Origin of the sequence: Pseudosporangium ferrugineum (assembly GCF_003002065.1) — a bacterium.
Classification (GTDB): Bacteria; Actinomycetota; Actinomycetes; order Mycobacteriales; family Micromonosporaceae; genus Actinoplanes; species Actinoplanes ferrugineus_A.
This window is the reverse complement of sequence record NZ_PVZG01000002.1, coordinates 564,437-588,449: the sequence shown is the minus strand read 5'-3', so window position 1 is coordinate 588,449 and position 24,013 is coordinate 564,437. Positions and strand designations below refer to the sequence as shown.

Sequence of the window (24,013 nt, the reverse complement as noted above, 5' to 3'; positions counted from 1 at the left end):
CCGCATGCGCCGGTTGACGCTCTGGATCGTCTCCACGATCGCCGCCGTCGTGCTGCTGTTCAGCTACCGCACGAGCCTGGGCGCCCCGGCGCCCACGGCGGTGCCGTCCGCCGCCGCTCCGGGCATCGTCCCGCCGTCGCCGGCCCCGCCGGGTGCCGCGCGGCCGTCCGGGCCGGCCCGGACCACGGTCAACGGCACCGTCGCCCGGACCCGCTGGGGCCCGGTCCAGGTCCAGGTCGTCCTCGCCGGGAGCAGGATCATCGACGTACGCACGCTGCGGCACCCGACCGGCAACGACCGGGACGACGAGATCAACGGGTACGCCCTGCCGCGGCTGCGCGCCGAGGTGCTGCGGGCGCAGAACGCGCACATCGACGCGGTCAGCGGCGCGACGGTGACCAGCGGCGGCTACGTCGAGTCGCTGCAGGCCGCCCTCGACGCGGCCCACGTCGGCTGAGGCTCAGGAGGCCAGCCGCCGGGCCACACCCTCCGGCTCCTTGATCTGCGACCACACCTCGTCCAGCGACAGGCCGAGGACCTCGGCGAGCGCCGCGATGGTCGGGAAGGCGGGGGTAGCGATGCGGCCGGTCTCGATCTTGCGCAGGGTCTCCGGGGAGACGCCCGCGTCCAGCGCGGTGGTGAGCATGGATCTCCCGCCCCGGGCTCGCCGGAGGAGCGCGCCGAGGCGCTGCCCGCGTGCGACCTCTTCGGGACTGAGCGGCAACCTGACCATGGGCCGATTCTAGTACCGGGATAATATGGCCGGGATACTTATTGGTTCGAGGAGAGGTGCCGCATGATCGAGATCCTGAGCCCGGACGGCCTGGCGCGGGCGCGGGAGTCGGGCGCCCTGGTCGCCGGCATGCTGCGGACGCTGAGGGCCCGGAGCACGGCCGGCACGAACCTGCTGGACATCGACCGGTGGGCGCAGGCCATGATCGCCGAGGCCGGGGCGCAGTCCTGCTACGTCGACTACGAGCCGAGCTTCGGGCGCGGGCCGTTCGGCCACTACATCTGCACCTCGGTCAACGACGCCGTGCTGCACGGGCGCCCGCACGACTGCACCCTCGCCGACGGCGACCTGCTCTCCCTCGACCTCGCCGTCTCCCTCGGCGGCGTCGTCACCGACTCGGCCGTCAGCTTCCTCGTCGGCGGCACCCGGCCGCCGGAGAGCGTCGCCCTGATCGAGGCGACCGAGCGCGCCCTGAGCGCGGGGATAGCCGCGGCCGGCCCGGGGGCCCGCATCGGCGACCTCTCGCACGCCATCGGCACGGTGCTCGGCGCGGCGGGCTACCGGGTCAACACCGAGTTCGGCGGGCACGGCGTCGGCTCGACCATGCACCAGGACCCGCACATCGCGAACACCGGCCGGCCGGGACGCGGCTACCGGCTGCGCCCCGGGCTGCTGCTGGCCCTCGAACCGTGGGTCATGGCGGACACCGACCGGCTGGTCACCGACGCCGACGGCTGGACCCTGCGCAGCGCGACCGGCTGCCGGACCGCGCACAGCGAGCACACGATCGCCATCACCGAGGACGGCGCCGAGATCCTCACCGCGGGGTGAGGCTCAGCCCCGTTCCGCCCACGGGTCGGCCATGGGAATGCTGGTCGTGTGCGGCGGGGACGACGACGGCGGGAACGGCGGCGGGGGCCCGGGATGCACCGGCGGCTGCGGGCCGGTCGGGTGGTAGACCGGGACCGTCACGTAGCCGACCGGCCGCCGCCCCTGGAAGAAGCGCGTCGAGGGCGGCAACGCCAGCAGCACGAGGCTCACCAGCAGGGCCAGCACGAGCGACAGGTCGAGGACCCCGACGACGAGGCCGTAGCCGGCGGGCGCCACGCGGGCGAACCCGTCGCCGCCCACCCGGCCGGCCGGCCCCTGGAAGACGTCCGGCAGGTCGCCCCACCCGCCGCAGCTCAGGAAGAGCCCGCCGAGCACGAAGGTGGTGACGCGGGACCTGTCGCTGCCGTGCAGGTTCAGGATGGCCATGATGGACACCGCCGCGCCGCCGACGAGGCTCAGCGTCGCGTAGACCAGGCTCCCGAACGCCGAGCCGGTCGTCCCGGTGTACGCATCCTTGTAGACGCTGAGATCGGTGTTGACGAAGGCCAGGTCGACGACCGCCCGCAGCAGCAGGACCGCCGCGACGCCGAACAGCAGACCGGACGAATACCGCATGACGGGCGGTGGTGCCGGCGGGATCGGCGTGGCTGGATGCATGGCGACCAAGCATGCTGGATCGGCCCGGTCGAGGCCAGCACCGCGCGGCGAGTCTGCCCGCGGGGTCGCGGCACCGGCCCCTGAGGGTGCCGCCCTCCCGGCCCGCTCCGGCGTACCCTCAACGCCCTGCTGGAGTGACCACTGTCCCGTCCGGGCGCAGGTGGACGACCTCGCCCCCCTCGCGGGCCCGTTCGGCGGCCCACACCACCCGGTGCGTGGCCAGGCTCTGCGCCGCGCCGGAGGTGATCAGCGCGGGGTCGCCCGCGGCCACCGCGTCCAGGAAGGCCCCGGTCAGCGCCTCGTCGCCGCCGCCGTGGCCGTCGGCCGCGGACGGACCACCCGCGACGGCGGAGTCGTGGCGACGGTCCTCCCCGGTGACGAAGTCGACGTGGCGGACGGTGCGGCCGTCGCCCTCGAGGTAGCCGTGCGTGCCCATCAGCCGGGTGCGGCGCTGCTCCATCGGGGTGAAGGCGCTCATCGTGAAGGAGCCGGTCGCGCCGCCGGGGAACTCCATCGCGACCACCTGGTGGTCGACGACGTCGTTGTCGCAGGCGTAGACGCAGCGACCGTACGGGCCGGTGCGCAGCGCCTCGGTCAGCGCCTCGGCCGTGTACTCGGACGTGATCGCGCCGAGCGGCCAGAAGTGCTCGTCCGGGTCGGCGAGGGCGGCGAAGTAGCGGCGCTTCGCGGAATACGGGCAGGCCGGCTCGACCGCGCAGTCGAGGCAGCGGCCGGCGGCACCCTCGGGCCGCTCGGACGCGCGGAAGTGGGTGAGGCTGCCGAACGAGCTGATCCGCGACGGCAGCTGCCCGGTCACGTACACCAGCCAGTCGAGGTCGTGGCAGCTCTTGGTGAGCAGCATGGGCCCGGACGTGCCGGCGTGCCGCCAGTTGCCCCGCACGAACGAGTGCGCCTGATGCCACCAGCCGACGGGTTCGAGGTGGTCGAAGCTGACCAGCCGGCCGATCCGCCCGTCGTCGAGCAGACCCTTCACCATCCTCGTGTACGCGGTATAGCGCAGCACGTGACACACGGCCAGGATCACCCCGTTGCGGGTGGCCGCCGCGGCGATCGCGGACGCCTCCTCCTCGGTGGGCGCCATCGGCTTCTCGAGCAGCAGGTGGTAGCCGAGGTCCGCGAGCCGTACGGCCGGGTCGCGGTGCATCCGGTCCTGGGTGGCGACGACGGCGGCGTCGGCGAGCCGTCCCGCGGCGGCGAGTTCCGCCCAGCCCGGGTAGGCGTGGACGGGTGCGACCCCGAACTCGGCGGCGGCGCTCTCGCGGCGGTGCGGGTCGGGTTCGGCGATCGCGACCACCCGCGCCCGGCCGGTGGCGACGGCGTGCCGCGCGTACGTGAGACCGCGCAGCCCGGCACCGGCCAGCGCGAGCGTCACGGGCACGGGACCGGCTCCCCCAGCACGCGCAGCGCCGCCGCGACGGTCGTCGTCATGGCCTCGCGGGCCGACGCCAGGTAGCGCCGGGGGTCCACGAGCGCCGCGTTGCCGTCCAGGTCGGCGCGGACCGCGGCGGTGAAGGCGCTGTTCAGGGCCGTACCGATATTGATCTTGATCATGCCGCCGCGGACCGCCGCCGCGAGCTCGTCGTCCGGCACGCCCGAGGAGCCGTGCAGGACCAGCGGCACCGGCACGGCCGTGCGCAGCCGGGCGATGAGGTCGTGGTCGAGGCGCGCCGTACGGGTCCGCATGGCGTGCGACGACCCGACCGCCACGGCGAGCGCGTCCACCGCGGTCGCCGCCACGTACGCGGCCGCCTCCCCCGGGTCCGTACGCACACCCGGCGCGTGCGCACCGTCCTTGCCGCCGACCTCGCCCAGTTCGCTCTCCACCCACAGCCCCCGGGCGTGACCCCGGCGGACGGCCGCCGCGGTCCGCGCCACGTTCTCGTCGTACGCGGACTTCGAGGCGTCGTACATGGCGGATCCGAAGCCGTGCGCGGCGGCCAGGTCGAACAGTTCGTCGCTCTCCACGTGGTCGAGGTGCAGCCCGACGGCCACCGTGGACGTCTCGGCGATGCAGCGCGCGGCGGCGGCGATCGGGGCGAGCCGGCCGTGGTGGAAGCGCACCGCGTTCTCGCTGATCTGCAGGATGACCGGCAACCCGGCCTGTTCGGCGCCGGCCACGATGGCCTCGGCGTGCTCGACGGTGATGACGTTGAAGGCGCCCACCCCGCCGCCGGCGGCGCGGGCCGCGGCGACGATCTCGCCGGTCGGTGTGAACACGGTTGCCCCTCTCAGGCGGCGGTGCGCAGGTCGGTGACGGTGACGCCGGGCAGCATCCGGCGGTAGAGGCCGGGGTCGACGGTCCCGGCGACCGGCGCGGCCACGGCCGCCGCGGAGAGGGCGACCGCGTCGGCGACCAGCTCCGGCCACGGCGTACGGTCGCGCAGCCCGCGGGCGAGCGCGGCCACGCACGCGTCGCCCGCCCCGGTCGGGTTGCCGGTGAGCGGCGCGGCCGGGATGCCCTGCCAGGCGCCCTCGGGGCTCTGCGCGTGCAGCCCCTCGGGCCCGCGGGAGACCACGACGGCCCGGGCGCCATGCGCCAGCACGTCCGCCGGCCGCCCGCCCGGCACGAGCGCGGCCAGTTCGTGGGCGTTCGGCTTGGCGAGGTCCGGCCCGGCGGCCAGGCCGCGGCGCAGGGCCTCCCCGCCGGTGTCCAGCACGGTCGGGACCCCGGCCCGGGCGGCCAGGCGGATGAGGACGGCGTACCCGTCCTCCGGGACGCCGGGCGGGAGCGAGCCGCTGAGCGTGACCACGTCCGCGCCGGCGAGCAGCCCGCGGAAGCGGGCGGCGAACGCCGCCCACTCCCCGGTGCCGATCCGCGGGCCGGGCTCCCAGAAGCCGGTCGCGTCCTGCCGGTCGGTGACCGCCACGGTGCGCCGGGTCTCCCCGGCGATCGGCTCGAACGCGGCCGGCACGCCCTGCTCGGCGAGCAGCGTGGCGACCCGGTCACCGGTCGCCCCGCCGAGCAGCCCGGTCGCGAGGACCGGCTCACCGAGCGCGTGCAGCACGCCCGCCACGTTCAGGCCCTTGCCGCCGGGGCGCTCGGCCACCGCCGCCACCCGGTGGGTGCCGTGCGGCACCAGGGCGTCCACGGTGTAGGTCAGGTCGAGCGCCGGGTTCAGCGTCACCGTGACGATCATCGGGGGCCTAGCAGGCGTTGTACTTGTAGGTGCCGCTGCCCGGGGCGGTGACGTTCACGTCACGCCGGACGACCGACACGCTCGCGCCGATCGCCGTGCACGCCTTCTTGAACGAGCTGTCCTTGTACTCGATGTCGATGACGTTGTTGCCGTAGACGTCGGTGTAGTCGCCGCACTCGTCGTAGCTGCCGCACTCCTCGGCGACCGCGAAGTCGAGCCCGGCGGCCTTGCCGCGGGTGCCCAGGGCGGTGGTGTTCTTCTGGCCGATGGCCAGCCCGGCGCCGTGGGCGTGCGGCGCGAGCAGCTTCAGGTACGCGATCGCGTGGTCGATCGTCAGCAGACCCTGGGAGCGGTCGTACGAGTCGATGTTGTCCGGCTCGACGGCCTTGAAGCCGGACCGGGCGCACCCGTCGATCCAGCCGTTGACGACCGCGGCGACCCCGGTGCGCTTGGCCGGCGTGGAGATGTCGAGCAGGATCTCGTTCCAGTCACCGTCGACGACGTACCGGCCGTTGCGGTCCTTCAGCAGCAGGTCGTCGTGGTTGGCCTTCCACCAGTCGACCTCGCCGGGCTGGACCTGGAACGCGTTGACGTAGCAGATGTTGTAGAGGCCGGCGGCCACCGGCGCCTCGCGGTCGCGGCTGACCACCTGCACCCCGGAGGGCGGCGGGTACGCGGCGCCGATCTGGTAGTCGAACTTGGCGTTGACCGGCGGCAGCGTGACCGCGGCGGCGCGGGGGGCCGCCGCCGGGATCGGGGCCGCGTCGGCGTGCAGCGCGAAGACGGTGGTGAGGGCCGCGGCGGCGAGAGCGGTGCCGGCGGCGAGGACGGTGCGGACGGTACGGGTGACCACGGCTGGACTCCAAGGCTCGTGGATCTGCCCCGCCTCGGGCGCCGCGAAGGCGACCTGGCGACCTGGATGCCGGGCTGGGGATTACCGGCTGGGCTCGATCGTTGCCGCCGATTCAACTGATCGAACGAACAGGTGTCAATAGCTGTTTGTGAGCGTATGGTGCTCCCGGCACCCCCTCCCGGGGGATAAAGAGGCAAATGGACAACCTGGATTGTCCATGTGGACAGGAGCAGCGATGGACGTGCTGGTCGTCGGGGACGCCAACCCGGATCTCGTGCTGCGCGGCGACGTGCGGCCCCGCTTCGGCCAGGCCGAGCAGTTGCTCTCCGGCGCGGACCTCGTCCTGGGCGGCTCGGCCGCCATCACCGCGGCCGGCTGCGCCCGCCTGGGCCTGCGCACCGCGCTGCTCACCGCCGTCGGCGCCGACGTGTTCGGGGCGTTCACCCGGCAGCGCCTCGAGGAACGCGGCGTCGAGCTGCTGCTCGCCGGCGCCGGCGCGGACGTGCCGACCGGGCTGAGCGTGATCCTCTCCGCCGAGGACGACCGGGCGATCCTCACGCTGCCGGGCACGATCCCCGCGCTGCGTCCCGAGGACGTCACCGACGCCCACCTGGCCGCTACCCGGCACCTGCACGTCGCGTCGCTCTACCTCCAGCCGCGCCTGGCGGCCGGGCTGGCCGGGATCTTCGCCCGGGCCCGGGCGGCCGGGGTGGGCACCTCGCTGGACACCAACTGGGACCCCGCCGAGCGCTGGGAGTCCGTCACCGAGATCCTCGAGCACACCGACGTGTTCCTGCCCAACGCCAACGAGCTGCGCGCGGTGACCGGCGAGGACGACCTGGACGCCGCCGCCGCGCGGCTCACCCGGCTCGGCACCACCGTGGTGATGAAGAACGGCGCGGCCGGGGCGCGGGCCTGGGCTCCCGAGGGCGAATGGGCGGCCCCCGGCCGTACCGTCGAGGTCGCCGACACCACCGGCGCGGGCGACAGCTTCAACGCCGGCTTCCTGGCCGGCCGGCTGGCCGGGCTGCCCACCGCCGAGGCGATCGGCTGGGCCGCCGCCGCGGGGTCGCTGAGCACCCGCGCGGCCGGCGGGACCGCCGCCCAGGCCACGCGGGAGGAGCTCAGCCCTTCAGGCCGGTGAAGGTCATCGTCGCGATGAACCGCCGCTGGGCCACCAGGAAGGCGATGATCAGCGGCATCGTGGCGATGACGTTGCCGGCCATGAGCTGCGACCATTCCGTACGCCGGGTGCCCTGGAAGCTGGCCAGCCCGATCTGCAGGGTGAACCTGTTGTCGTCGGAGATCGCGATCAGCGGCCACAGCAGGTCGTTCCAGCTCGACAGCAGGGTGAAGACCGCCAGGGTGGCCAGCGCCGGCCGGGCCAGCGGCAGCACGACGCTGACGAAGGTCCGCAGCGTGCTGCACCCGTCCAGGGTCGCCGCCTCCTCCAGCTCCACCGGCAGGCCGAGGAAGAACTGGCGCATGAGGAAGATGCCGAAGGCCGAGGCGAGCCACGGCACGAACGCCGCGGCCAGGGTGTCGACGATGCCGGCCCGCGCGAACATCAGGTACGTCGGGATCATCAGCAGCTGGATCGGGATCATCACGGTCGCCACGACGGCCAGGAAGGCGAGGCCCCGGCCGGCGAACCGCAGGCGGGCGAAGCCGTACCCGGCCAGCGAGCAGAGCACCAGGTGCGCCACCACGGCGATGGTCGAGACCAGCACGGTGTTGGCGAACCAGCGCACGATGTGGGTCTCGGCCAGCAGCGCGCGGTAGCCCTCCACGTGCAGGCTCGACGGGATGAACTTCGGCGGGAACTGGTTGATCTCCTGCGCGGTCATGAACGAGGTCAGGACCATCTGCACGAGCGGCAGGACGAAGATCAGCGCGAGCGGCATGAGCAGCAGGTGCCAGGGGCTGAAGGGCAGGCGCCACCTCATCAGAAGGCCTCCGATCCGGACCGCCGGCTGTATCCCACGACCGCCAGCGTCAGCAGCATGGTGACGGCGAAGAGCAGGTACGCGACCGCGGCGCCGTACCCGAGCCGCTGCGTCTCGAAGGCCAGCTCGTAGATGTAGTAGACGACGGTCTGGGTGCTGTTCATCGGACCGCCGCGGGTGGTGGTGTAGATGAGGTCGAACAGCTGCATCGCCGTGATGGTCTGCCAGATCGCGGTGAACACGGTCACCGGCCGCAGCTCCGGCAGGGTGATGTGCAGGAAGACGCGCCACCGGCTCGCCCCGTCCACCACCGCCGCCTCGACCAGCTCCTTCGGGATGTCCTGCAACGCGGCGAGGTACACCACCGCGCAGAAGCCGACCTCGCCCCACAGCGCGATGAGGCAGACGACCAGCAACGCCTGCGACGGGCTCTCCAGGAACTGCTGGGCGGGCAGGCCGAGCCGGCGCAGCGTCTCGTTGGCGGCGCCGAACTGCGGGTTGAACACGAAGCCGGCCAGGATGCCGGTGGCCGCCGCCGACGCCACGTACGGCACGAAGATGCACGTGCGGTAGAAGCCGATGAGCCGGATCCGCTGGTTGAGCGCGACCGCGATGAGGATGCCGAGCAGGATCGACGCGGGCACGAACAGCACGGTCAGCACCAGCGTGTGCTGGGCCGCGGCGGCGGCGTCCGGGTCCTGGGCGATCCGTTCGTAGTTGCGCCACCCGACGTCGGTGGCCGGGGCGATGCCGTTCCACTTGGTGCGGGAGATGAAGAACGCCCAGACCGCGGGGAACAGCGACAGCCCGACGACGATCAGGGTCGCGGGACCGGCGAAGCCCCAGCCGGTCAGGTTGCGGCGCAGGGCCCGCCCCCGCCGCCCGGCCGGACGGGGTGTGACGTCCGGCCGGTGCGCACGCGGGGTCGCCGCGAACGTGAGGGCCATCAGTCCTCCAGGGCCCCGGCGGACTTGCGCGCCGCCTCGTCGAGCGCTTCCTTCGGGCTCGCCGCGCCCTGCAGCACGCGGGCGATGGCGTCGCCGACGTTGCGGCTCATCACCTCGTAGCCGGGAATGGTGGGCCGGGCCTGCTTGGCGTTCGTGAGGTTGTCGAAGAACTTGCGGCCGCCGGGGTACTCCTTCACGTACGCGGCGAACTCCGGCGTGTCCTTCTCGGTGGACCGCAGCGGCAGGTTGCCCACCGCCAGGTTCCATTTCGCGTCGGTCTGCGCGCTGGTCAGCCACTTGATGAAGTCCCGCGCGGCGCCGGCCCGGTTGGCGTCCTCGTGGTCGAACAGCACCCACAGGTCGGGGCCGGACACGGTCTGGTGGTCGCCGTTCACGCCGGGCAGGAACGCCACCCCGTAGTCCAGCTTCGCGTCCTTGATCTCCAGCAGCGACCACGGCCCGGAGAGCATCATCGCCACGTGGCCGCTGTTGAACAGGGGGCCGTACTTCTGGTCGGTCTGGTCGAGGTACATCGACTTGTCGTCCACGGCCATCACGCGCAGCTTCTCCAGCGCCTGCACCCCGGCGTCGGAGTTGAAGGCGGGCTTCGTCCCGTCGAGGATCTTGCCGCCGTGCTGCCAGAGCAGCGGCCACAGGTGCCAGGTGGTGTCCTCGCTGCCCGCCACCGAGTACGCCGTCCCGTACGTGTTCGTCGCCGGGTCGGTCAGCTTCTTCGCCGCCTCCCGGAAGTCCTCCCACGACCACTCGTCGGTCGGGTACGCCACCCCCTTGGCGTCGAACAGCTTCTTGTTGTAGATCAGCGCCAGGTTGTCGACCAGCGCCGGGATGCCGATCACCTTGCCGTCCGCGGTGGCGACCGTCCGCGCCGCCTCCGGCATCTCGGTCCAGCCGAACGACGGGTCGTTGACGTACGAGGTGAGGTCCTGGGTGCGCCCGCTCGCGGCGAGGTCGCCGGCCCAGTTCCCGTACGCGTACGAGATGTCGGGGTAGTTGCCGCCGGTGAAGCCCGCGGACAGCTTGGTGAGCAGTTCGTCGGTGGTCGAGGCGCCGGCCGAGGTCTTGATGGTCACGTTCGGGTGCGCGGTCTGGTATTCGGCGGCGAGCTTCTCGGCGACCTGTTCGGCCTCCGACGTCTGCCCGGTCCACCACGTGATGGTGACGGGGGCGGCCGGGTCGTAGCCCTTCGCCGCGTCGCTCTTGTCGCCCTTGTCGCCGGTGCCGCCGGTGCAGGCGGCCAGCAGCAGGGCCGTACCCGTGACGGCGAGCAGCCGGGTCAGCCGGCCGCGCCTGGAAGTGATCATCGCTGGGCCTCTCGATCGGGGGAAAGGTCAGGCCGCGTCGGTGAGGACGACCGAGCGGGTGAGCAGTCGGGGACGGTCGGGGTCGAGACCGCGGTGGGCGGCCAGGGCGAGCGCGAAACGCTGGGCGAGGACCAGCTGCGCGAGCGGGTCCCGGTCGTCGCGGTAGGTGGTGGCGCCGGCCGCGCGGCCGGCGTCGTCGAGCCCGGCGGGCACGCCGCCGAACGAGAAGAGCAGGCTGCGCGGTCCGGCGACGGCGACCGGGCCGTGCCGGAAGTCCATCGCCGGGTACGACTCCGAGTACGCCTGGGCGGACTCGCGGACCTTGAGCGCCGCCTCGTGGGCGAGCCCGACGGTCCAGCCGGTGCCGAGGAACACGAGGTGCTCGATCGCGGCCGGGTCGGCCGGCAGCGGCGCCTCGAGCGCGGCGCGCCCGTGCGCCGCCAGGTGGCTCAGGTCCTCGCCGAACGCCGCGCGGGCGACGGCGAGGACGGTGGTCGGGAAGCGGGTCTGCACCACGCTGCGCTCGTCGGCGAAGTCGAGCAGCAGGCGGTCCTCGGCGAGGCCGTCGACGGGCATGCCGCCGACCGCGGTCACGGCGACCCGGCGGGTGCCGGCGGGCACCTGCCGCAACGCGTCGAGCACCTCGGTCGACGTGCCCGAACGGGTGATCGCCACGACCCGGTCGTAGCGGCGCCGCGGCCGGTACTCCGAGGCGCACACCGCGTCGGATTCGCCGAGACCGGCGCTCTCCCGCAGTTCCGCGATGCTCTGGGCGACGAACCAGGAGGTTCCGCAGCCCAGCAGGAGCATCCGCTCGCCGGGGGCGGCGAGCAGCTCGCGGGCCTCGGCGGTGCGCCGCAGGCCCTCCTGCCAGACGGTGGGCTGGCTGGCGATTTCCTCGGACGTGTCGTTCATGGTCGAGGATTATGCTCGTTTGTTTTCGCTTCACAAGGTCTCGTCAACAAACGAGCACTCCACGATGCACGTTATCCCCGCAGCGCCTCGGGCAGCAGGTCACCGTGCGCGGCAGTCAGCTCGTCGCACAGCTCCCAGATCCGGTCCACGGTCAGCGTGGCGGCGGTGTTCGGGTCGACCATCGCCGCCTGCCGCACCATGCGCGGGTCGCCGGTCACCGCGGCCTGCACGGTCAGCTGCCCCACGCTCGCGAAGGCCCGGTTGAGCGCCGCGCACTGCAGCGGCAGCGCGCCGACCCGCTCCGGGCGTACGCCGAGCCGGTCCACCACGCACGGCACCTCGACGGCGTAGTCCTCGGGCAGATTGCTGATCAGCCCCCGGTTGGCGACGTTGGCGTGCACGCGGCGCACCGTCCCGGTGACGATGCTGTGGATGACCTGCGGGGCGTACTCGGTGGCGTCGCGGCTGACGTCCAGCGGCTCCCCGGCCAGCACGGACCGGCGGGTCTCGTGGTACTCGGCCACGTTGTCCGCGCTGATCCGCAGGTAGTCGCCGACCGGGATGCGCAGGCGGGCGATCTCCTCGTCGTGGTGCAGGTACCACGGCACGTACTCGCTGGAGTGCTCGCTGGTCTCGGTCGGGAAGTAGCCGAGGCGGCCGTACATGTCCATGCGGACCCGCCGGCGCAGCTCCGGATCGGCCGCCAGGCGCTCGTCCAGCAGGGGGTAGAGGCTCTCGCCCCGGTGCTCCCACCGCAGCAGCCAGGCCTGGTGGTTCACCCCGGCCGCCCGGTAGTCCACCTCGTCGAGCGGCACGCCGAGCAGCGCGCAGAGGTCGTGCACGGTCCAGAACACCGAGTGGCAGAGCCCGACCGCCTTGAGCTGCGGCGCCGTCGCCGCCAGGTAGCCGATGTTCATCGCCATCGGGTTGGTGTAGTTGAGCAGCCAGGCGTCCGGGCAGATCTCGCGCATGTCGGCCGCGATGCCGTCGAGGACCGGGAACGTCCGCAACGCCCGGAAGATGCCACCGACGCCGAGGGTGTCGCCGATGGTCTGGCGCAGGCCGTACTTCGCCGGGATCTCGAAGTCGCGCACGGTCGCGGCGTGCATGCCGACCTGGATCGCGTTGATCACGAAGTCCGCGCCGTCCAGGGCGGCCCGGCGGTCCAGCGAGGTGGTGATCCGGGGCGCCGCGCCCAGTTGCTCCGCCGTACGCCGGGCGATGGCCTCCGCGGTCTCGAGCCGTTCGGGGTCGATGTCGTGCAGCGCCAGGGTGACCCCGCGCAACTCGTCGAAGGAGAGGATGTCGGCGAGCAGCTCGCGGGTGAACACCACGCTGCCCGCGCCGAGGAAAGCGATCACGGTCATGGCGGGATTCTTCGGTCTCGTTGACCGACCGCGCAAGGAATTCTGGTGTTTCGCTTGGAAACGAACTACAGTGACTGCGCGTTTGATCAATGGGCTGGTAGAAGAGGGGCACGATGCCACCGAGTTCCCTGCGGCGCGCCGACCGGGTGTCGGCCATTCTGGACCGGGTGGCGAGCGACGGCTCCGTCGACGCCGGCCACCTGGCCGACGAGTTCCGCGTCTCCCCCGCCACGATCCGCCGGGACCTCCAGGTTCTCGAGGACCAGCGGCTGCTGTCGCGCACCCACGGCGGCGCGGTCGCGGTCGACGTCGCGTACGAGCTGCCCGTCCGCTACCGGGTCGGCCAGCACCGCGAGGAGAAGGCGCTGGTCGCGCAGCGGGTGGCGCAGCTGCTGCCGAAGGGCCCGCTGACGCTGGGGCTCACCGGCGGCACCACGACGCACCTGCTGGCCCGGCTGCTCGCCGAGCGGGTCGACCTGACCGTGGTCACCAACGCGCTCAACATCGCCGCCGAGCTGGCGCTGCGGCCCCGGCTCAAGCTCATCATGACCGGCGGCGTGTCCCGCACCCAGTCGTACGAGCTGGTCGGGCCGATCGCCGACCACGCGCTGTCCGGGCTCAACATGGAGGTCGCGGTCGTCGGCGTGGACGGCATCAGCGCCCGCGGCGGGCTCACCACCCACGACGAGATCGAGGCCAACACCAACGCCACGATGATCCGCCGGGCGGACCGGGTCATCGTGGTCGCCGACGGCTCCAAGGTCGGCCGGGTCTGCCTGGCCGGCATCTGCGCCATCACCGACGTCGCCACCCTGGTGACCGACAGCAGCGCCGACGCCACCGGGGTCGAGGCCATCCGCCGCACCGGCACCGAGGTCATCGTCGCCGGGGCGTGACCTCAGGACGGCTCGGTCACGTCCGCGTACGCCGCACCGAGCACGACGGTCGCCTCGTCCGCGGCGACCCGCAGGCCGACGCCCCGCTCCCCCGCGCCCAGGCTGATCTCCCGGCCGCGCAGGCGCTCGTCGGCGACCACCGGCCACGGCCGGGCCGACCCGAACGGCGTGATGGTCCCGCGCTCGTAGCCGGTGACCTCCCTGGCCGTGGCGGCGTCGGGCATCGACAGCCGGCTGACACCGAGCAGCGCCCGCAGCTTCGGCCACGAGATCTGCCGGTCGCCGGGCACCAGCACGAACAGGTAGTCGTCGTCGGCGCGGCGCACCACCAGCGTCTTCACCAGGTCGCACACCTCGACACCCTGCACGGCGGCGGCCTCGGCCACGCTGCTCACCGGCCCGTGCCGGACGACGGAATGCGCGAGGCCGGCAGCGGTCACGGCGGCGAGGGCGGACACCCGATCACGATAGCCCGCGGCCCGCGCCGGGGCGGCGGGCGCGGCTCACCCGCGTACGGGAAGGTCCAGGGTCTCCCCGCGGGGTGCCCGGCCGGTTGCCGGAAAGGCGCAGTCAGGTTGCGTCGGTTTCTGCGTCGTTTAGGATCGGTCGTGCCGGGTAGACAGCCGGGTCGGCGAAGGGAAACGACATGACCATCACGACCACGCGGGTGACCCGCACCGGCCTCGAGGCGCTGCGCGAGATGGCGGCGGCGCCCCCCGGGCCGCGCCGGGCGAGACTGCGGGACGAGGCCATTCGCGCCTGGCTGCCGCTGGCCCAGCACCTCGCACGGCGCTACAGCGGCCGCGGCGAGCCGGACGACGACCTGCTCCAGACCGCCACGGTGGGCCTGATCAAGGCGATCGACCGGTTCGATCCGGAGCGCGGCGTCGAGTTCGCCGGGTTCGCCATCCCGACCGTGCTGGGCGAGATCCGCCGCCACTTCCGCGACCGCACCTGGTCGGTCCGGGTGCCGCGGCGGCTCCAGGAGCTGCGGTTGTCGATCACCGAGGCCGGCAACGCCCTGACGCAGTCGCTCGGCCGGTCCCCCACGGTCGCCGACATCGCGGCCCACCTGAGCGTCACCGAGGAGGAGGTGCTGGAGGGGCTCGAGGGGGCCCGGGCCTACAGCGCCACGAGCCTGTCGACGCCGGTCACCGAGGACGGCGCCACCTCGCTGGGTGACCTGCTCGGCGCGGACGACCACGACCTGGAGCTGGCCGAGCTGCGGATCGCGCTCGGTCCGGCGATGGCGACCCTCGACGAGCGCGAGCGCACCATCCTGTCCCTGCGGTTCTTCGGCAACCTGACCCAGTCGGAGATCGCCGGGCGGATCGGCGTCTCGCAGATGCACATCTCCCGGCTGATCACCCGCGCGCTGGGCAAGCTCCGGGCCCAGCTCACGGCGGGCTGAGCCAGGCGGCCAGGCCGGCGATGGCCAGCACGCGGCGCACCACGCCGCGGGCGCCGCACACCCGCAGCCGCACGCCGGCCTCGGCGGCAAGCAGGTGCGACCGGGCCAGCGCCGCGATGCCGGAGGCGTCCAGGAACGTGACCGCCGACAGGTCGACCAGCACCTCGCGGGCGCCGGGGCGGGCCACCGCCCCGGCCACGGCCCGTTCGAGGTCCGGTGCGGTCGCCAGGTCGACCTCACCCCGGACGCCGAGACGGATCACCCCGCCCTCGGCGGGGTGATCGGAGATGGCCCACGGTGGCGTCCGCATCGCAGTGCACTGTAGAGGCAAATTGCTTGCCGTGCAGCAACGATTGCGCAACGCGCCGGTCAGGGCCGCGGCGACCCGGGATCGGAGAGGTCACGGGCCCGGGCGGCGATGTCACGCGCCGTCTCCGTCATCGAGTCCGCGAGGCGGTTTAGGCGCTCCGCGGCTTCGGGGTCGGCCCGGCCGTCGGCGCTGTCGTGCAGGCTCTGCTCGGTCTCCTCGAGCGCCATCGCGTTCAGGTGCATCAGATCCGCCGCGCGCGTGGTGCGCGCGTCAGGCCGCTTCTCACTCACCCGCGCACGGATACCCCGCACGGTCGGGGATCAATCGCCGGCCGGCTGCGGAACCAGCCGGAAGCGCGCGCCGGCGGCCTGGAGCAGCAGGAAGCGCGGGGTGGTGCGGGTGCCGTCGGGCCGGAAGCTCAGCTGCCCGGACATCCCGGTCACCGCGGTCTCCCCGATCGCCTTGCGCACCGCCTCCCGGTCGGTGCTGCCGGCCCGCTGGATCGCGTCCAGCGCCACGTTCACCGCGTCGTACGCCTCGACCGTGGACGGGCCCGGCGCCGAGCCGGTCGCCGCCCGGTAGCGCTGCGACCACTCCGCGAGCTCGGGCATCAGATCCGGGAAGAGCATCGCGGTGCCGTAGACCTCCCGGCTCTGGGCCGCGGACAGCTCGTCGAGCAGCGGGCCGTCGGTGGCGCCGTCGCCGACCAGGATCCGCCCGCCGAACCCGGCGTCGCGCAGGTCCGCGATGAGCCGGCCGGCCTCGGCGTAGTAGCCCGTGTAGTAGACGACGTCCGCGCCGGTGCCGATCACCGCGGCGGCCGTCCGCGCGTAACTCTCCGCGCCCTGGTTCAGTTCCAGCTCCCCGCTGACGGCGATGCCCGAGCGCTTGGCCGCGGCCACCGTCGACCGGGCCAGGGTGACCGGGAAACTCGTGCCGTCGTGCACCACGGTCAGCCGGTGCCCGCCGAGGCGCCGGATCCACGCCGCCGCGAAGTCCGCCTCGGCGGTGACCGTGCCGCAGATCAGGAAGATGCTGTCGTACTTCGGCGCCAGCAGATCGGTGGAGTTCGCCTGCGGGATGATCATCGGTACGCCGGCCCGCCGGAACACCTTCAGCGTGGGCACGGTCGCGCTCGAGCAGTAGCCGCCGACCGAGACGGTGACGTCCTGGGCCACCAGGCGCCGGGCGGCGGCGACGGCCGTGCCGGGGTCGCAGGCGTCGTCGCCGACGACCAGCTCGATCCGCCGGCCGAGGACGCCGCCGCGGGCGTTGGCCTCGTCGACCGCCATCCGGGCGGCGTTGACCATCGCCTCGCCGGACGGGGCGCTGCGCCCGCTCAGCGGCACCAGAGTGCCGAGGCGAACGGGCTCCGCCGGCGCCGCCGGGCCGCCGGTGGCCCTCGCGTCCGCGCAGCCGGCCGTCACTGCCACCAGGAGTGCCGCCAGGGCACCGGTCACCAGACGCATGGCAGCCTCATCGGTCCGGGGGCCGCACACCTGAGGACACCGTTCCCTTGAGCGCGGCCTCCGGATGCCGATCTGTGCAGCGTGCCCCGGCCACACCGAGAGACTCTGCGAACCCGCGTCGGCGGCTTCCTGCGCCGCGGCGCAGGCACCACCGCCGCGCTCGCCGCGGTGCTGCTGGCGCTCGCCGCGTACGTGGTCCAGGGCGCGCTGGCCACCACCCGCGCCACCGAGGAGCAGCAGCACGCCCTCGAGATCGACGCGCTGTTCTTCGAGGCCCGGATCGCGATCGCCACGCAGGAGGTGAACCTGCGGCACTACCAGGTCGAGCCGTCGGTGGCCGTACGGCAGCGCTTCGAGCAGGTCTCGGTGACCGCCGACCGCACCCTCGGCGAGGTGGCCGACATCGGCAGCGGGCAGGCGCGCGCCGACGCGCTGCGGCTCCGGGAGGAGCACGACGCGTACCGGGAGCTGGCGAACGAGCTGCTCGACGTCACGGCGGCCGGCGACGCCGGGCACGGCGAGCTCGACCGGCTCGAGGTGACGCCGGCCTACTACACGTTGCAGGACGACATAGACCACGTGTCCCGGGCATACCACGACGCGGCGCAGCAGCAGGTCACCGCGCTGCGGCAGACGCAGGTGCGGCTGCTGGCGGGCACCATGCTGGGCTTCGCGATCGGCCTGGCGCTGGTCGGGATGATCATGCGGCTGGTCGGCGGCTACCAGCGCCGGCTGGTCGAGCAGGCCGACGAGAGCCGGCACCGCGCCCTGCACGATCCGCTCACCGGCCTGCCGAACCGCACGCTGTTCGGTCAGCACCTGGCCGGGGCCCTCGCCGACGCCGACCCCGCCGACGGCCGTCAGGTGGCGCTGATGGTGGTCGACCTCAACGGCTTCAAGGCGGTCAACGACACCCTCGGGCACCAGGCCGGCGACCAGGTGCTCGTCGAGGCCGGCCGGCGGCTCACCGCCGCCGTCGGCGACGCCGGGCTGGTGGCGCGGCTCGGCGGCGACGAGTTCGCCGTCCTGCTGCCCCGGGTCCCCGGCCCGGGCACGGCCGTCGCCCTCGGCGAGAGCATGATCCAGGCGCTGCGGCGCAACTTCGTGCTGGCCGCGGGGCCCGCGGCGATCAGCGGCAGCCTCGGCATCGCGCTGCTCCCGCAGGGCTCCGGCGACGAGCTGTTCCGGCGCGCCGACGCGGCGATGTACCGGGCGAAGGCGGGCGGCGCCGGGCTCGCGGTCTACGACGCGAGCGCCGACACCGGCAGCCGCGACCGCATGCAGCTCCTGGCGGAGCTGCGCGCCCTGCTGGACGAGGGAGACCCGCTGGGCCGGCTCCAGCTGCACTACCAGCCCCAGGTACGCCTGAGCGACGGCACCGTCACCTCGGTGGAGGCCCTGGTGCGCTGGCAGCACCCGGAGCGCGGGATGCTGCCGCCGGCGGCGTTCCTGAGCATCGCCGAGACCAGCGGCCTCGAGGTGCGGCTGACCTGCCACCTGCTCTCCCTGGCGGTGCATCAGGCGGCGGCGTGGCGTATGTCGGGACATTCCTACAGCGTCGCGGTCAACGTGTCACCGGGCTGCCTCATCGACGCCGGTTTCGTCCCGGCCGTGCTCGACACCGTGGCGGCGGCGGGGCTGCCCCCGGAGCTGCTGCGCCTGGAGCTGACCGAGACCAGCATCATGGCCGACCCGGCGAGCACCGTACGGGCGCTGGTGGAGATCCGCGACCACGGCATCAGCGTCTCCGTCGACGACTTCGGCACCGGGTTCAGCTCGCTCGCCCAGCTGCGGCACGTGCCGGCGGACGAACTGAAGATCGACCGGATGTTCATCAAGGACCTGGGTGAGGACCCGGACCTGCGCACCCCCGACGCGGTGATGGCCCGCAGCGCCGTCGACCTGGGCCACAACCTCGGCCTGTCGGTGGTCGCCGAGGGCGTGGAGGACGTCCCCGCGCTGCTCCGGCTGCGCGACATGACCTGCGACTACGCGCAGGGCTACCTGCTGAGCCGCCCGGTGCCCGCCGCCGACCTGCCGGCCGCGTGCACCCGGGCGGAGGAGATCGCGCGCGCGGCCATCGGCACGGCCCGGGAGCCCGCCGATCAGGGCCGCCGGTAGATGCTGATCGAGTGGCCGACCTCGTCGATCGGCTCGCCGCTGGTGGCCAGCAGGGTGGCCAGCGCGCCGGTCGCCTTCGCGATCGAGCTGTCCGAGACGACGAGCAGGCCGTGCACCTTCTCCGGCGAGCGGCCCAGCGGGTTGCGGGCCCTGATCCCGTACGCCGACGGCACCCCCGCGCCCTTGTAGACCAGCCAGACCTCCTCGCCGGGGTACTTCTCCCGCAGCCGGTCGGCGAGCCGGCCCAGGTCCTGCCCCCAGTCGACGTTCGAGTCGTGCAGCCGCAGATGGGTCCGCGACGGCCCGCCGAACGCCTCGTTGGAGTACGGCAGGTAGTAGGGGAACGTCCGCACCGAGCTGACCGCCACGAACAGCGTCAGCAGCCCCGCGGTGACGTGCGCCCAGCGCCACCGCAGCAGCACCACCGCGGCGGCCACGACGGCCAGGAAGACCGGCATGAAGATCGCGTACCGGGTGCCGAAGTCGCGGGACCCGGTCATCGCCACGGCGAGCAGGAGCAGGGGCAGCGGCAGCAGGTACAGCGCCGCCGTCCGCAGCCGGGGCAGCGCGAGCATGGTGGCGGCCCCGGCGAGCCACAGCACCAGCATCCCGAGCGGGGTCTTCACCAGCAGCGCGGCGGGCAGGTAATACCAGAGCGAGCCCTGGTAGTGCCGCCCGAACAGGAACCCGCTGAACATGGTGTCCTCGAAGGCGAACTGCACGCGCATCCCGTCGCGGTACGACTCCGGCAGCGGCAGCAGGCCGGTGAGCAGCCCGCGCAGGCCGTGCGCCGCGGGCACGCCGGCGGGCTCCTGCCACCGCAGCCACGGGTCGACGGCCAGGTAGCACAGCCACACGACGAGCATCGCGAGCGCGGCGACGCCGAGCGCGGCGGCCACCCCGCGCAGCCGGGCGCGCGCCGGCACCCGCCGGCGCCACGCCGGCGTGGCGAGCAGCGCCAGCAGCATCACCACCGGCACCGCGGGCAGCGCGCTCATCCGGGTGGCGAGGGCCGCGCCGAGGGCCACGCCGGCCAGCGGCAGGTAGAGCGCCGGCCGGTCGCGCGCCCGCCAGGTGAGCCAGACCGCGGTGAGCAGGAAGCCGGCGGCCGGCACGTCCAGGGTCGCCAGCGAGCCGTGGGTGATGACGTCGGGCGAGAGGGCGTACAGGGCCAGCGCCAGCACTCCCCCGGCCGCGCCGGTCAGGTCCCGTGCGAACGCGAAGACGACCAGGCCGAACAGCAGGGTGAGGACGATCATCGGCAGCCGGGCCAGGAACATCAACCGGTACGGGTCGTTGCCGGCCTCGTACAGCACGTGCCGGCCCAGCTCGCCCTGGTCGCCCCGGAACGCGGGATCGAGGCGGGGCGACGCGAAGGCCAGCCCGGCGGCCATCAGCAGCTTGCCCAGCGGCGGGTGCTCGGGGTTGAACACGACGCGGCGCTCGTGCAGGTAGGTGACCGCGGTGCCGACGTACACGGGCTCGTCGATCGTCGGGGTCTGCTGCACCGCCGTGGTGACCATGGCCGCCGCCATCTGCCCGAGCAGCACCACGACCAGCAGCAACACCACCCACCGGCGGCGGCGACGGTCGGCGGGCGTCGCGGCGGGCAGGCGCTCCTCGGGCTCGGTCACCGGAAGAACCTACCCGGCGGAGCTAGGCTCGGCCCATGTGCCGAAACATCCGTCAGTTGCACAACTTCGAGCCGCCGGCGACGCCCGACGAGGTGCAGGCCGCCGCGCTGCAGTACGTCCGGAAGGTGGCCGGCTCGACCCGGCCCTCGCAGCGCAACCAGGAGGCGTTCGACAGGGCGGTCGCCGCCGTGACCGCCGCGACGAGCACGCTGCTGGAGGAGCTGGTCACCGCCGCCCCGCCGCGGGACCGCGAGATCGAGGCCGCGAAGGCACGCGAGCGCGCCCGCCAGCGGTACGCGTCCTGACCGTCAGCCCCACCGCAACGTCGCGCCGCGCAGCGTCAGGTACCACGGCGACGAGGTGAAATCCGGTCCGGTCTCCTCGCCGATGTACGCGTCGAGGTGCCGGTTGCCGCCGAGCCCGGGGGTGAACTCGTCGGTGACCGTCCAGCGGGCGTCGCGCAACGCCTTGCACACGGGCTCGGCCGGCCGGGAGCCGTCGTCCGTGCGCCCGCAGCCGGCGATCCGGAAGCGGGTGCCGCGCGCGAGCACGCCGGGGTCGGCCGCGGCGGAGACGAAGGGCCGCAGCCTCCGCCCGCCGGTGTCGCGCGGCTGGGTGTCGAGCCAGAAGCCCACGTCGTACGACCAGTTCAGATACCTGCCGTCGGCGGTACGCCCGGTGCCCTCCTCCCGTACCGCCGCCACGAAGCCGGAGCGGTACTCCCCCAGGTCCTCGTCGCCGTGCGCGCAGTCGAGCCCGGGGCACCCGGTCACCGTCTCCACGTCGCCGGAGTGGTACTCCTCGACCGCCGTGTAGTAGACCGTCACCTCCCAGCCCTTCGAGAGCACCGCCGGTGGACTCGGCCCGCGCGACGGCGACGGCGACGGCGACGGCGACGCGGACGCCGACGTCCCGCCCCAGCCGGCTCGGGAGGACGGGCCGGCCGCCGACCCCGGCATCGCCCCCGGCACCGGCGGCTCCTCCGGCGGCCCGGCTTCCGTGCAGCCGGCCAGCAGCGCGCACAGCAGGACCCCGGCCAGTCGCATCTGCCGAGTCTGCCAGCGCTCCCGGCCGGAAATCGCCTGATTCCGTGCTGGCTTATATAAGTGCGGCTTGATAACGTCGGCCCGTGCAGGCGTTCGACGTGCTCGGCGACCCCGTGCGCCGCCGCATCCTGGAGCTGCTCGCCGACGGCGAACAGTCCTCGGGCGCGGTGACCGCGGTGATCCGGGCCGAGTTCGGCATCTCCCAGCCGGCGGTCTCCCAGCACCTGCGGGTGCTGCGGGACAACGGCTTCGCGACCGTGCGCCCCGACGGCGCCCGGCGGCTCTACGCGGTGGACGACACCGCCCTGCGTGAGGCCGACGCCTGGCTGGGCCGGTTCCGGCGGTTCTGGACACCGCACCTCGACGCGCTGGCCACCGAGGTGGCCCGCGGCAAGCGGCAGCGGCGCCTCGCCGCCCGCGATGACGACGACCCGGGAGTGGACCCATGATCCAGGTGAAGCAGCAGATCAGCGACGTGAGCCGGACCCTCGGCACGCGGCGGCTCGAGGCCGGCGAGGCCCGCGTGGCGACGATCGTCCAGGTGTACGACACGAACCTCGACGACCTGTGGGACGCGGTGACCAGCGCCGAGCGGATCCCGCGCTGGTTCGTGCCGATCAGCGGCGACCTGCGCGAGGGCGGCCGCTACCAGCTCGAGGGCCACGCGGGCGGCACGGTCACCCGCTGCGACGCGCCGCACGCCTTCGACGCCACCTGGGAGTTCAACAACGAGGTGAGCTGGATCGAGGTACGGCTGACCGCGGAGGGCGACGGGCGTACCCGCTTCCAGCTGGAGCACACCGCGCACGTCACCGCCGAGATGTGGGACCAGTACGGCCCCTCCGCCGTCGGCATCGGCTGGGACAGCATCCTGCTGGGCATCGCCAACAACGTGGCCGCGCCGGGCTCCGCGATCACGCCGGAGGAGGCCGCGGCGTTCGTGGCGTCGCCGGAGGGCAAGGACTTCCTGCGGCAGAGCGCCGACGCGTGGGCCGAGGCGGCGATCGCGGCCGGCGACGACCCGGAGCAGGCCCGGGCGAGCGCTGGGCGGACGTACGACCTCTACACCGGCGCCGCCTGAGCCTCACCCCGCGGCCGCGTCCTGCTCGGCCAGCCGGGCCACCAGTTCCTCGCGGGCGCGGGCGACCCGGGAGCGGATCGTCCCCACCGGACAGTCGCAGATCTCGGCCGCCTCCGCGTACGAGAGCCCGAGGATCTGGGTCGCCACGAACGCCTCCCGGCGCTCCGCCGCGAGCCCGGACAGCAGGTCGTGCAGGGCGTGGTGGTCCTCGAACCGGGGCCGCTGCCCGGCCGTCGCCGCGTCGGCCGCGGCCTGCCAGTCCTCGATCCCGGCCAGCCGGGGCCGGACCACCGCCGCCCGCACCTGGTCCACCGCCACCCGGCGGGCGATCGTGTAGAGCCAGGTGCGGGCGTGCGAGCGCCCCGCGAAGGCGGGCAGGCTGCGCAGCGCGCGCAGATAGGTCTCCTGGACCAGATCGTCGAGCTCCGCCGGGCCGGCCAGGTGGTGCAGGAACCGCCGCACCTGCCGCTGGGTGGCCCGGACGAACGCCGCCGCCGCGTCCGCGTCGCCGCGGCCGGCGGCCAGCGCCCACCCGGTCACCTCGTCGTCGGTCACTCCGCGGCGGCCGGTCCGGCCGGCGGCGCGGCGGCGGCACCGGAGCGCCGGTACGCCAGCAGCCCGAGCACCAGCGCCGCCAGGCCGAGCGCGATGCCCGCGAACCCGGCCCACGTCCCGGTGCCGCCGCCCTCGTCGTCACCGTCGTCCGCGACCGCCCCGGCAGCCGGCGCACCGGCCGCGGCCAGGGTGTCCGCGGCGGTGGCGGTCAGCCTCAGCACCGGCGCGGGATGCTCCACCTCGGTGCCGTCCGAGGCAGGCTCGTCGATCCACCGCACGATCTTGCCGTCCGAGTACGTCTGCAGCGCCTTGAACACCACCCGGTCCGTCTTCGGCAGCGGGCCCAGCGAGACGTCGAACTCCTGGAACTGGCCCGGCTTGACGGCCGCGTCGCCGGTGGCGGTCCAGGCGATCTTCGAGACCGCCTCGCTGATCAGCGAGCCGTGATCCTCGATGGGCTGGGGCAGCTTCGTCTTCTCGGCCGTCATCGTCCACCCGGGAACCGGCTTCAGCGACACGAACGTGAACGGCGTGCCGGCGGGCAGGGCGACCTCGACCTTCGTCGTATCCGTGGCGTCGGTCTCGTTCGGCACCCGGAACGTGACCTTCGCGAAGCCGCCCTGGACGGCGGTGCCGGGGTTGACGGTCACGTGCGCGGCGGCCGGCACCGCCGTGGCGAGGGTCAGCGCGGCGATCGCACCGCCGACCACCACCGAACGCTTGAGCAGGGACATCTCGGACCTTCCGGCTCGACAGGGCGC

28 protein-coding genes are annotated in these 24,013 nt (G+C 73.7%); 9 read left to right on the top strand and 19 right to left on the bottom strand.

The annotated features are described in order from the left end of the window. The first annotated feature begins 4 nt into the window (after window positions 1-4). Window positions 5-457, top strand: a complete 453-nt coding sequence (locus CLV70_RS06860) for an FMN-binding protein (protein ID WP_106125487.1) — start codon at window positions 5-7, stop codon at window positions 455-457. 3 nt (window positions 458-460) lie between these two features. Here the strand turns inward: CLV70_RS06860 and CLV70_RS06855 are convergent, their stop codons facing one another. Then, window positions 461-733, bottom strand: a complete 273-nt coding sequence (locus CLV70_RS06855) for a helix-turn-helix domain-containing protein (protein ID WP_106125486.1) — start codon at window positions 731-733, stop codon at window positions 461-463. 63 nt (window positions 734-796) lie between these two features. Here CLV70_RS06855 and map point away from each other — a divergent pair, with 63 nt between their 5' ends. After that, complete coding sequence (gene map / locus CLV70_RS06850; protein ID WP_106125485.1) at window positions 797-1,564, top strand: type I methionyl aminopeptidase; 768 nt, start codon at window positions 797-799, stop codon at window positions 1,562-1,564. A gap of 3 nt (window positions 1,565-1,567) precedes the next feature. Here map and CLV70_RS06845 read toward each other — a convergent pair whose 3' ends face one another. The 5 genes from CLV70_RS06845 to CLV70_RS06825 all read right to left on the bottom strand — a co-directional run bounded on the left by CLV70_RS06845 (window position 1,568) and on the right by CLV70_RS06825 (window position 6,232). Next, complete coding sequence (locus CLV70_RS06845; protein WP_146163986.1) at window positions 1,568-2,221, bottom strand: hypothetical protein; 654 nt, start codon at window positions 2,219-2,221, stop codon at window positions 1,568-1,570. A 118-nt stretch (window positions 2,222-2,339) separates the two neighbouring features. Then, window positions 2,340-3,620 (bottom strand): Gfo/Idh/MocA family protein, encoded by a 1,281-nt coding sequence (locus tag CLV70_RS06840; protein ID WP_245908070.1) that lies wholly within the window; start codon window positions 3,618-3,620, stop codon window positions 2,340-2,342. Then, the gene (locus CLV70_RS06835) at window positions 3,611-4,459 is read right to left on the bottom strand and encodes a class II fructose-bisphosphate aldolase (protein ID WP_106125483.1); all 849 of its coding nucleotides are present in this window, start codon (window positions 4,457-4,459) and stop codon (window positions 3,611-3,613) included. Before CLV70_RS06835 ends, CLV70_RS06840 begins: the two co-directional genes overlap by 10 nt. A gap of 11 nt (window positions 4,460-4,470) precedes the next feature. Then, the gene (locus CLV70_RS06830; RefSeq protein ID WP_245908069.1) at window positions 4,471-5,367 is read right to left on the bottom strand and encodes a 1-phosphofructokinase family hexose kinase; all 897 of its coding nucleotides are present in this window, start codon (window positions 5,365-5,367) and stop codon (window positions 4,471-4,473) included. Window positions 5,368-5,386: 19 nt separating this feature from the next. Further along, window positions 5,387-6,232, bottom strand: coding sequence for an endo alpha-1,4 polygalactosaminidase (locus CLV70_RS06825; protein ID WP_106125481.1), 846 nt, complete (start codon window positions 6,230-6,232; stop codon window positions 5,387-5,389). A 235-nt stretch (window positions 6,233-6,467) separates the two neighbouring features. Here CLV70_RS06825 and CLV70_RS06820 point away from each other — a divergent pair, with 235 nt between their 5' ends. After that, window positions 6,468-7,376 (top strand): carbohydrate kinase family protein, encoded by a 909-nt coding sequence (locus CLV70_RS06820; protein ID WP_106125480.1) that lies wholly within the window; start codon window positions 6,468-6,470, stop codon window positions 7,374-7,376. Here the strand turns inward: CLV70_RS06820 and CLV70_RS06815 are convergent. The 5 genes from CLV70_RS06815 to melA form a co-directional block, all read right to left on the bottom strand. Then, window positions 7,357-8,178: a carbohydrate ABC transporter permease gene (locus tag CLV70_RS06815; RefSeq protein WP_106125479.1), complete on the bottom strand. Its 822-nt coding sequence runs from the start codon at window positions 8,176-8,178 to the stop codon at window positions 7,357-7,359. The genes CLV70_RS06820 and CLV70_RS06815 overlap by 20 nt on opposite strands. Then, window positions 8,178-9,125 carry a carbohydrate ABC transporter permease gene (locus tag CLV70_RS06810; protein ID WP_106125478.1) on the bottom strand — a complete coding sequence of 316 codons (948 nt, stop codon included), beginning with the start codon at window positions 9,123-9,125 and terminating at the stop codon, window positions 8,178-8,180. Before CLV70_RS06810 ends, CLV70_RS06815 begins: the two co-directional genes overlap by 1 nt. Further along, a complete protein-coding gene (locus CLV70_RS06805) occupies window positions 9,125-10,447 on the bottom strand; it encodes an ABC transporter substrate-binding protein (protein ID WP_170148575.1) in 1,323 nt (440 codons plus the stop codon). Before CLV70_RS06805 ends, CLV70_RS06810 begins: the two co-directional genes overlap by 1 nt. A gap of 27 nt (window positions 10,448-10,474) precedes the next feature. Further along, window positions 10,475-11,362 carry an SIS domain-containing protein gene (locus CLV70_RS06800; protein WP_106125477.1) on the bottom strand — a complete coding sequence of 296 codons (888 nt, stop codon included), beginning with the start codon at window positions 11,360-11,362 and terminating at the stop codon, window positions 10,475-10,477. Window positions 11,363-11,433: 71 nt separating this feature from the next. Further along, the gene (melA, locus tag CLV70_RS06795) at window positions 11,434-12,729 is read right to left on the bottom strand and encodes an alpha-glucosidase/alpha-galactosidase (RefSeq protein WP_106125476.1); all 1,296 of its coding nucleotides are present in this window, start codon (window positions 12,727-12,729) and stop codon (window positions 11,434-11,436) included. A 113-nt stretch (window positions 12,730-12,842) separates the two neighbouring features. On the opposite strand from melA, the gene CLV70_RS06790 reads away from it, so the two are divergent. Further along, window positions 12,843-13,625, top strand: a complete 783-nt coding sequence (locus CLV70_RS06790; protein WP_106125475.1) for a DeoR/GlpR family DNA-binding transcription regulator — start codon at window positions 12,843-12,845, stop codon at window positions 13,623-13,625. A 2-nt stretch (window positions 13,626-13,627) separates the two neighbouring features. Here the strand turns inward: CLV70_RS06790 and CLV70_RS06785 are convergent, their stop codons facing one another. Beyond that, window positions 13,628-14,083 carry an aminoacyl-tRNA deacylase gene (locus CLV70_RS06785; protein ID WP_106125474.1) on the bottom strand — a complete coding sequence of 152 codons (456 nt, stop codon included), beginning with the start codon at window positions 14,081-14,083 and terminating at the stop codon, window positions 13,628-13,630. Between the two features lie 188 nt (window positions 14,084-14,271). Here CLV70_RS06785 and CLV70_RS06780 point away from each other — a divergent pair, with 188 nt between their 5' ends. Continuing rightward, on the top strand, window positions 14,272-15,036 hold the full coding sequence (locus tag CLV70_RS06780; protein WP_106125473.1) for a SigB/SigF/SigG family RNA polymerase sigma factor: 765 nt from the start codon (window positions 14,272-14,274) through the stop codon (window positions 15,034-15,036). On the opposite strand, the gene CLV70_RS06775 is transcribed toward CLV70_RS06780, so the two are convergent. Genes CLV70_RS06775 through CLV70_RS06765 form a run of 3 tightly spaced genes read right to left on the bottom strand, consistent with a single transcriptional unit; the run spans window position 15,023 to window position 16,815 of the window. Then, window positions 15,023-15,346, bottom strand: a complete 324-nt coding sequence (locus tag CLV70_RS06775) for an STAS domain-containing protein (RefSeq protein WP_106125472.1) — start codon at window positions 15,344-15,346, stop codon at window positions 15,023-15,025. The two genes, CLV70_RS06780 and CLV70_RS06775, sit on opposite strands and share 14 nt — an antisense overlap. Before the next feature lie 59 nt (window positions 15,347-15,405). Next, a complete protein-coding gene (locus CLV70_RS06770) occupies window positions 15,406-15,636 on the bottom strand; it encodes a hypothetical protein (protein WP_106125471.1) in 231 nt (76 codons plus the stop codon). 30 nt (window positions 15,637-15,666) lie between these two features. Further along, on the bottom strand, window positions 15,667-16,815 hold the full coding sequence (locus CLV70_RS06765) for a branched-chain amino acid ABC transporter substrate-binding protein (RefSeq protein ID WP_106125470.1): 1,149 nt from the start codon (window positions 16,813-16,815) through the stop codon (window positions 15,667-15,669). Window positions 16,816-16,896: 81 nt separating this feature from the next. Between CLV70_RS06765 and CLV70_RS06760 the strand changes: the two genes are divergently transcribed. Further along, on the top strand, window positions 16,897-18,936 hold the full coding sequence (locus CLV70_RS06760; RefSeq protein ID WP_106125469.1) for a putative bifunctional diguanylate cyclase/phosphodiesterase: 2,040 nt from the start codon (window positions 16,897-16,899) through the stop codon (window positions 18,934-18,936). Here the strand turns inward: CLV70_RS06760 and CLV70_RS06755 are convergent. Beyond that, window positions 18,921-20,471: an ArnT family glycosyltransferase gene (locus CLV70_RS06755; protein ID WP_106125636.1), complete on the bottom strand. Its 1,551-nt coding sequence runs from the start codon at window positions 20,469-20,471 to the stop codon at window positions 18,921-18,923. The genes CLV70_RS06760 and CLV70_RS06755 overlap by 16 nt on opposite strands. Window positions 20,472-20,605: 134 nt before the next feature. Between CLV70_RS06755 and CLV70_RS06750 the strand changes: the two genes are divergently transcribed. Next, window positions 20,606-20,875 carry a DUF2277 domain-containing protein gene (locus CLV70_RS06750; RefSeq protein ID WP_106125468.1) on the top strand — a complete coding sequence of 90 codons (270 nt, stop codon included), beginning with the start codon at window positions 20,606-20,608 and terminating at the stop codon, window positions 20,873-20,875. Window positions 20,876-20,878: 3 nt separating this feature from the next. On the opposite strand, the gene CLV70_RS06745 is transcribed toward CLV70_RS06750, so the two are convergent. Then, on the bottom strand, window positions 20,879-21,616 hold the full coding sequence (locus CLV70_RS06745) for a hypothetical protein (protein ID WP_106125467.1): 738 nt from the start codon (window positions 21,614-21,616) through the stop codon (window positions 20,879-20,881). Between the two features lie 83 nt (window positions 21,617-21,699). On the opposite strand from CLV70_RS06745, the gene CLV70_RS06740 reads away from it, so the two are divergent. Next, window positions 21,700-22,065 (top strand): ArsR/SmtB family transcription factor, encoded by a 366-nt coding sequence (locus CLV70_RS06740; protein ID WP_106125466.1) that lies wholly within the window; start codon window positions 21,700-21,702, stop codon window positions 22,063-22,065. Beyond that, entirely contained in the window at window positions 22,062-22,697 is a 636-nt protein-coding gene (locus CLV70_RS06735) for an SRPBCC family protein (protein ID WP_106125465.1), read from the top strand. The genes CLV70_RS06740 and CLV70_RS06735 overlap by 4 nt, the downstream gene beginning before the upstream one ends. Before the next feature lie 3 nt (window positions 22,698-22,700). Here the strand turns inward: CLV70_RS06735 and CLV70_RS06730 are convergent, their stop codons facing one another. Then, window positions 22,701-23,252, bottom strand: coding sequence for a sigma-70 family RNA polymerase sigma factor (locus CLV70_RS06730; RefSeq protein WP_106125464.1), 552 nt, complete (start codon window positions 23,250-23,252; stop codon window positions 22,701-22,703). Continuing rightward, window positions 23,249-23,986 carry a YcnI family copper-binding membrane protein gene (locus CLV70_RS06725; protein ID WP_106125463.1) on the bottom strand — a complete coding sequence of 246 codons (738 nt, stop codon included), beginning with the start codon at window positions 23,984-23,986 and terminating at the stop codon, window positions 23,249-23,251. The genes CLV70_RS06730 and CLV70_RS06725 overlap by 4 nt, the downstream gene beginning before the upstream one ends. Between the last annotated feature and the right edge of the window lie 27 nt (window positions 23,987-24,013).

What these genes read in the sequence shown, in the direction of transcription:
- CLV70_RS06860 (WP_106125487.1), top strand. Translation starts at nt 5, where the DNA reads ATGCGCCGGTTGACGCTCTGGATCGTCTCCACGATCGCCGCCGTCGTG.
- CLV70_RS06855 (WP_106125486.1), bottom strand. Translation starts at nt 733, where the DNA reads ATGGTCAGGTTGCCGCTCAGTCCCGAAGAGGTCGCACGCGGGCAGCGC.
- map (WP_106125485.1), top strand. Translation starts at nt 797, where the DNA reads ATGATCGAGATCCTGAGCCCGGACGGCCTGGCGCGGGCGCGGGAGTCG.
- CLV70_RS06845 (WP_146163986.1), bottom strand. Translation starts at nt 2,221, where the DNA reads ATGCATCCAGCCACGCCGATCCCGCCGGCACCACCGCCCGTCATGCGG.
- CLV70_RS06820 (WP_106125480.1), top strand. Translation starts at nt 6,468, where the DNA reads ATGGACGTGCTGGTCGTCGGGGACGCCAACCCGGATCTCGTGCTGCGC.
- CLV70_RS06815 (WP_106125479.1), bottom strand. Translation starts at nt 8,178, where the DNA reads ATGAGGTGGCGCCTGCCCTTCAGCCCCTGGCACCTGCTGCTCATGCCG.
- CLV70_RS06810 (WP_106125478.1), bottom strand. Translation starts at nt 9,125, where the DNA reads ATGGCCCTCACGTTCGCGGCGACCCCGCGTGCGCACCGGCCGGACGTC.
- CLV70_RS06805 (WP_170148575.1), bottom strand. Translation starts at nt 10,447, where the DNA reads ATGATCACTTCCAGGCGCGGCCGGCTGACCCGGCTGCTCGCCGTCACG.
- CLV70_RS06800 (WP_106125477.1), bottom strand. Translation starts at nt 11,362, where the DNA reads ATGAACGACACGTCCGAGGAAATCGCCAGCCAGCCCACCGTCTGGCAG.
- melA (WP_106125476.1), bottom strand. Translation starts at nt 12,729, where the DNA reads ATGACCGTGATCGCTTTCCTCGGCGCGGGCAGCGTGGTGTTCACCCGC.
- CLV70_RS06790 (WP_106125475.1), top strand. Translation starts at nt 12,843, where the DNA reads ATGCCACCGAGTTCCCTGCGGCGCGCCGACCGGGTGTCGGCCATTCTG.
- CLV70_RS06780 (WP_106125473.1), top strand. Translation starts at nt 14,272, where the DNA reads ATGACCATCACGACCACGCGGGTGACCCGCACCGGCCTCGAGGCGCTG.
- CLV70_RS06775 (WP_106125472.1), bottom strand. Translation starts at nt 15,346, where the DNA reads ATGCGGACGCCACCGTGGGCCATCTCCGATCACCCCGCCGAGGGCGGG.
- CLV70_RS06765 (WP_106125470.1), bottom strand. Translation starts at nt 16,815, where the DNA reads ATGCGTCTGGTGACCGGTGCCCTGGCGGCACTCCTGGTGGCAGTGACG.
- CLV70_RS06755 (WP_106125636.1), bottom strand. Translation starts at nt 20,471, where the DNA reads ATGGCGGCGGCCATGGTCACCACGGCGGTGCAGCAGACCCCGACGATC.
- CLV70_RS06750 (WP_106125468.1), top strand. Translation starts at nt 20,606, where the DNA reads ATGTGCCGAAACATCCGTCAGTTGCACAACTTCGAGCCGCCGGCGACG.
- CLV70_RS06745 (WP_106125467.1), bottom strand. Translation starts at nt 21,616, where the DNA reads ATGCGACTGGCCGGGGTCCTGCTGTGCGCGCTGCTGGCCGGCTGCACG.
- CLV70_RS06735 (WP_106125465.1), top strand. Translation starts at nt 22,062, where the DNA reads ATGATCCAGGTGAAGCAGCAGATCAGCGACGTGAGCCGGACCCTCGGC.
- CLV70_RS06725 (WP_106125463.1), bottom strand. Translation starts at nt 23,986, where the DNA reads ATGTCCCTGCTCAAGCGTTCGGTGGTGGTCGGCGGTGCGATCGCCGCG.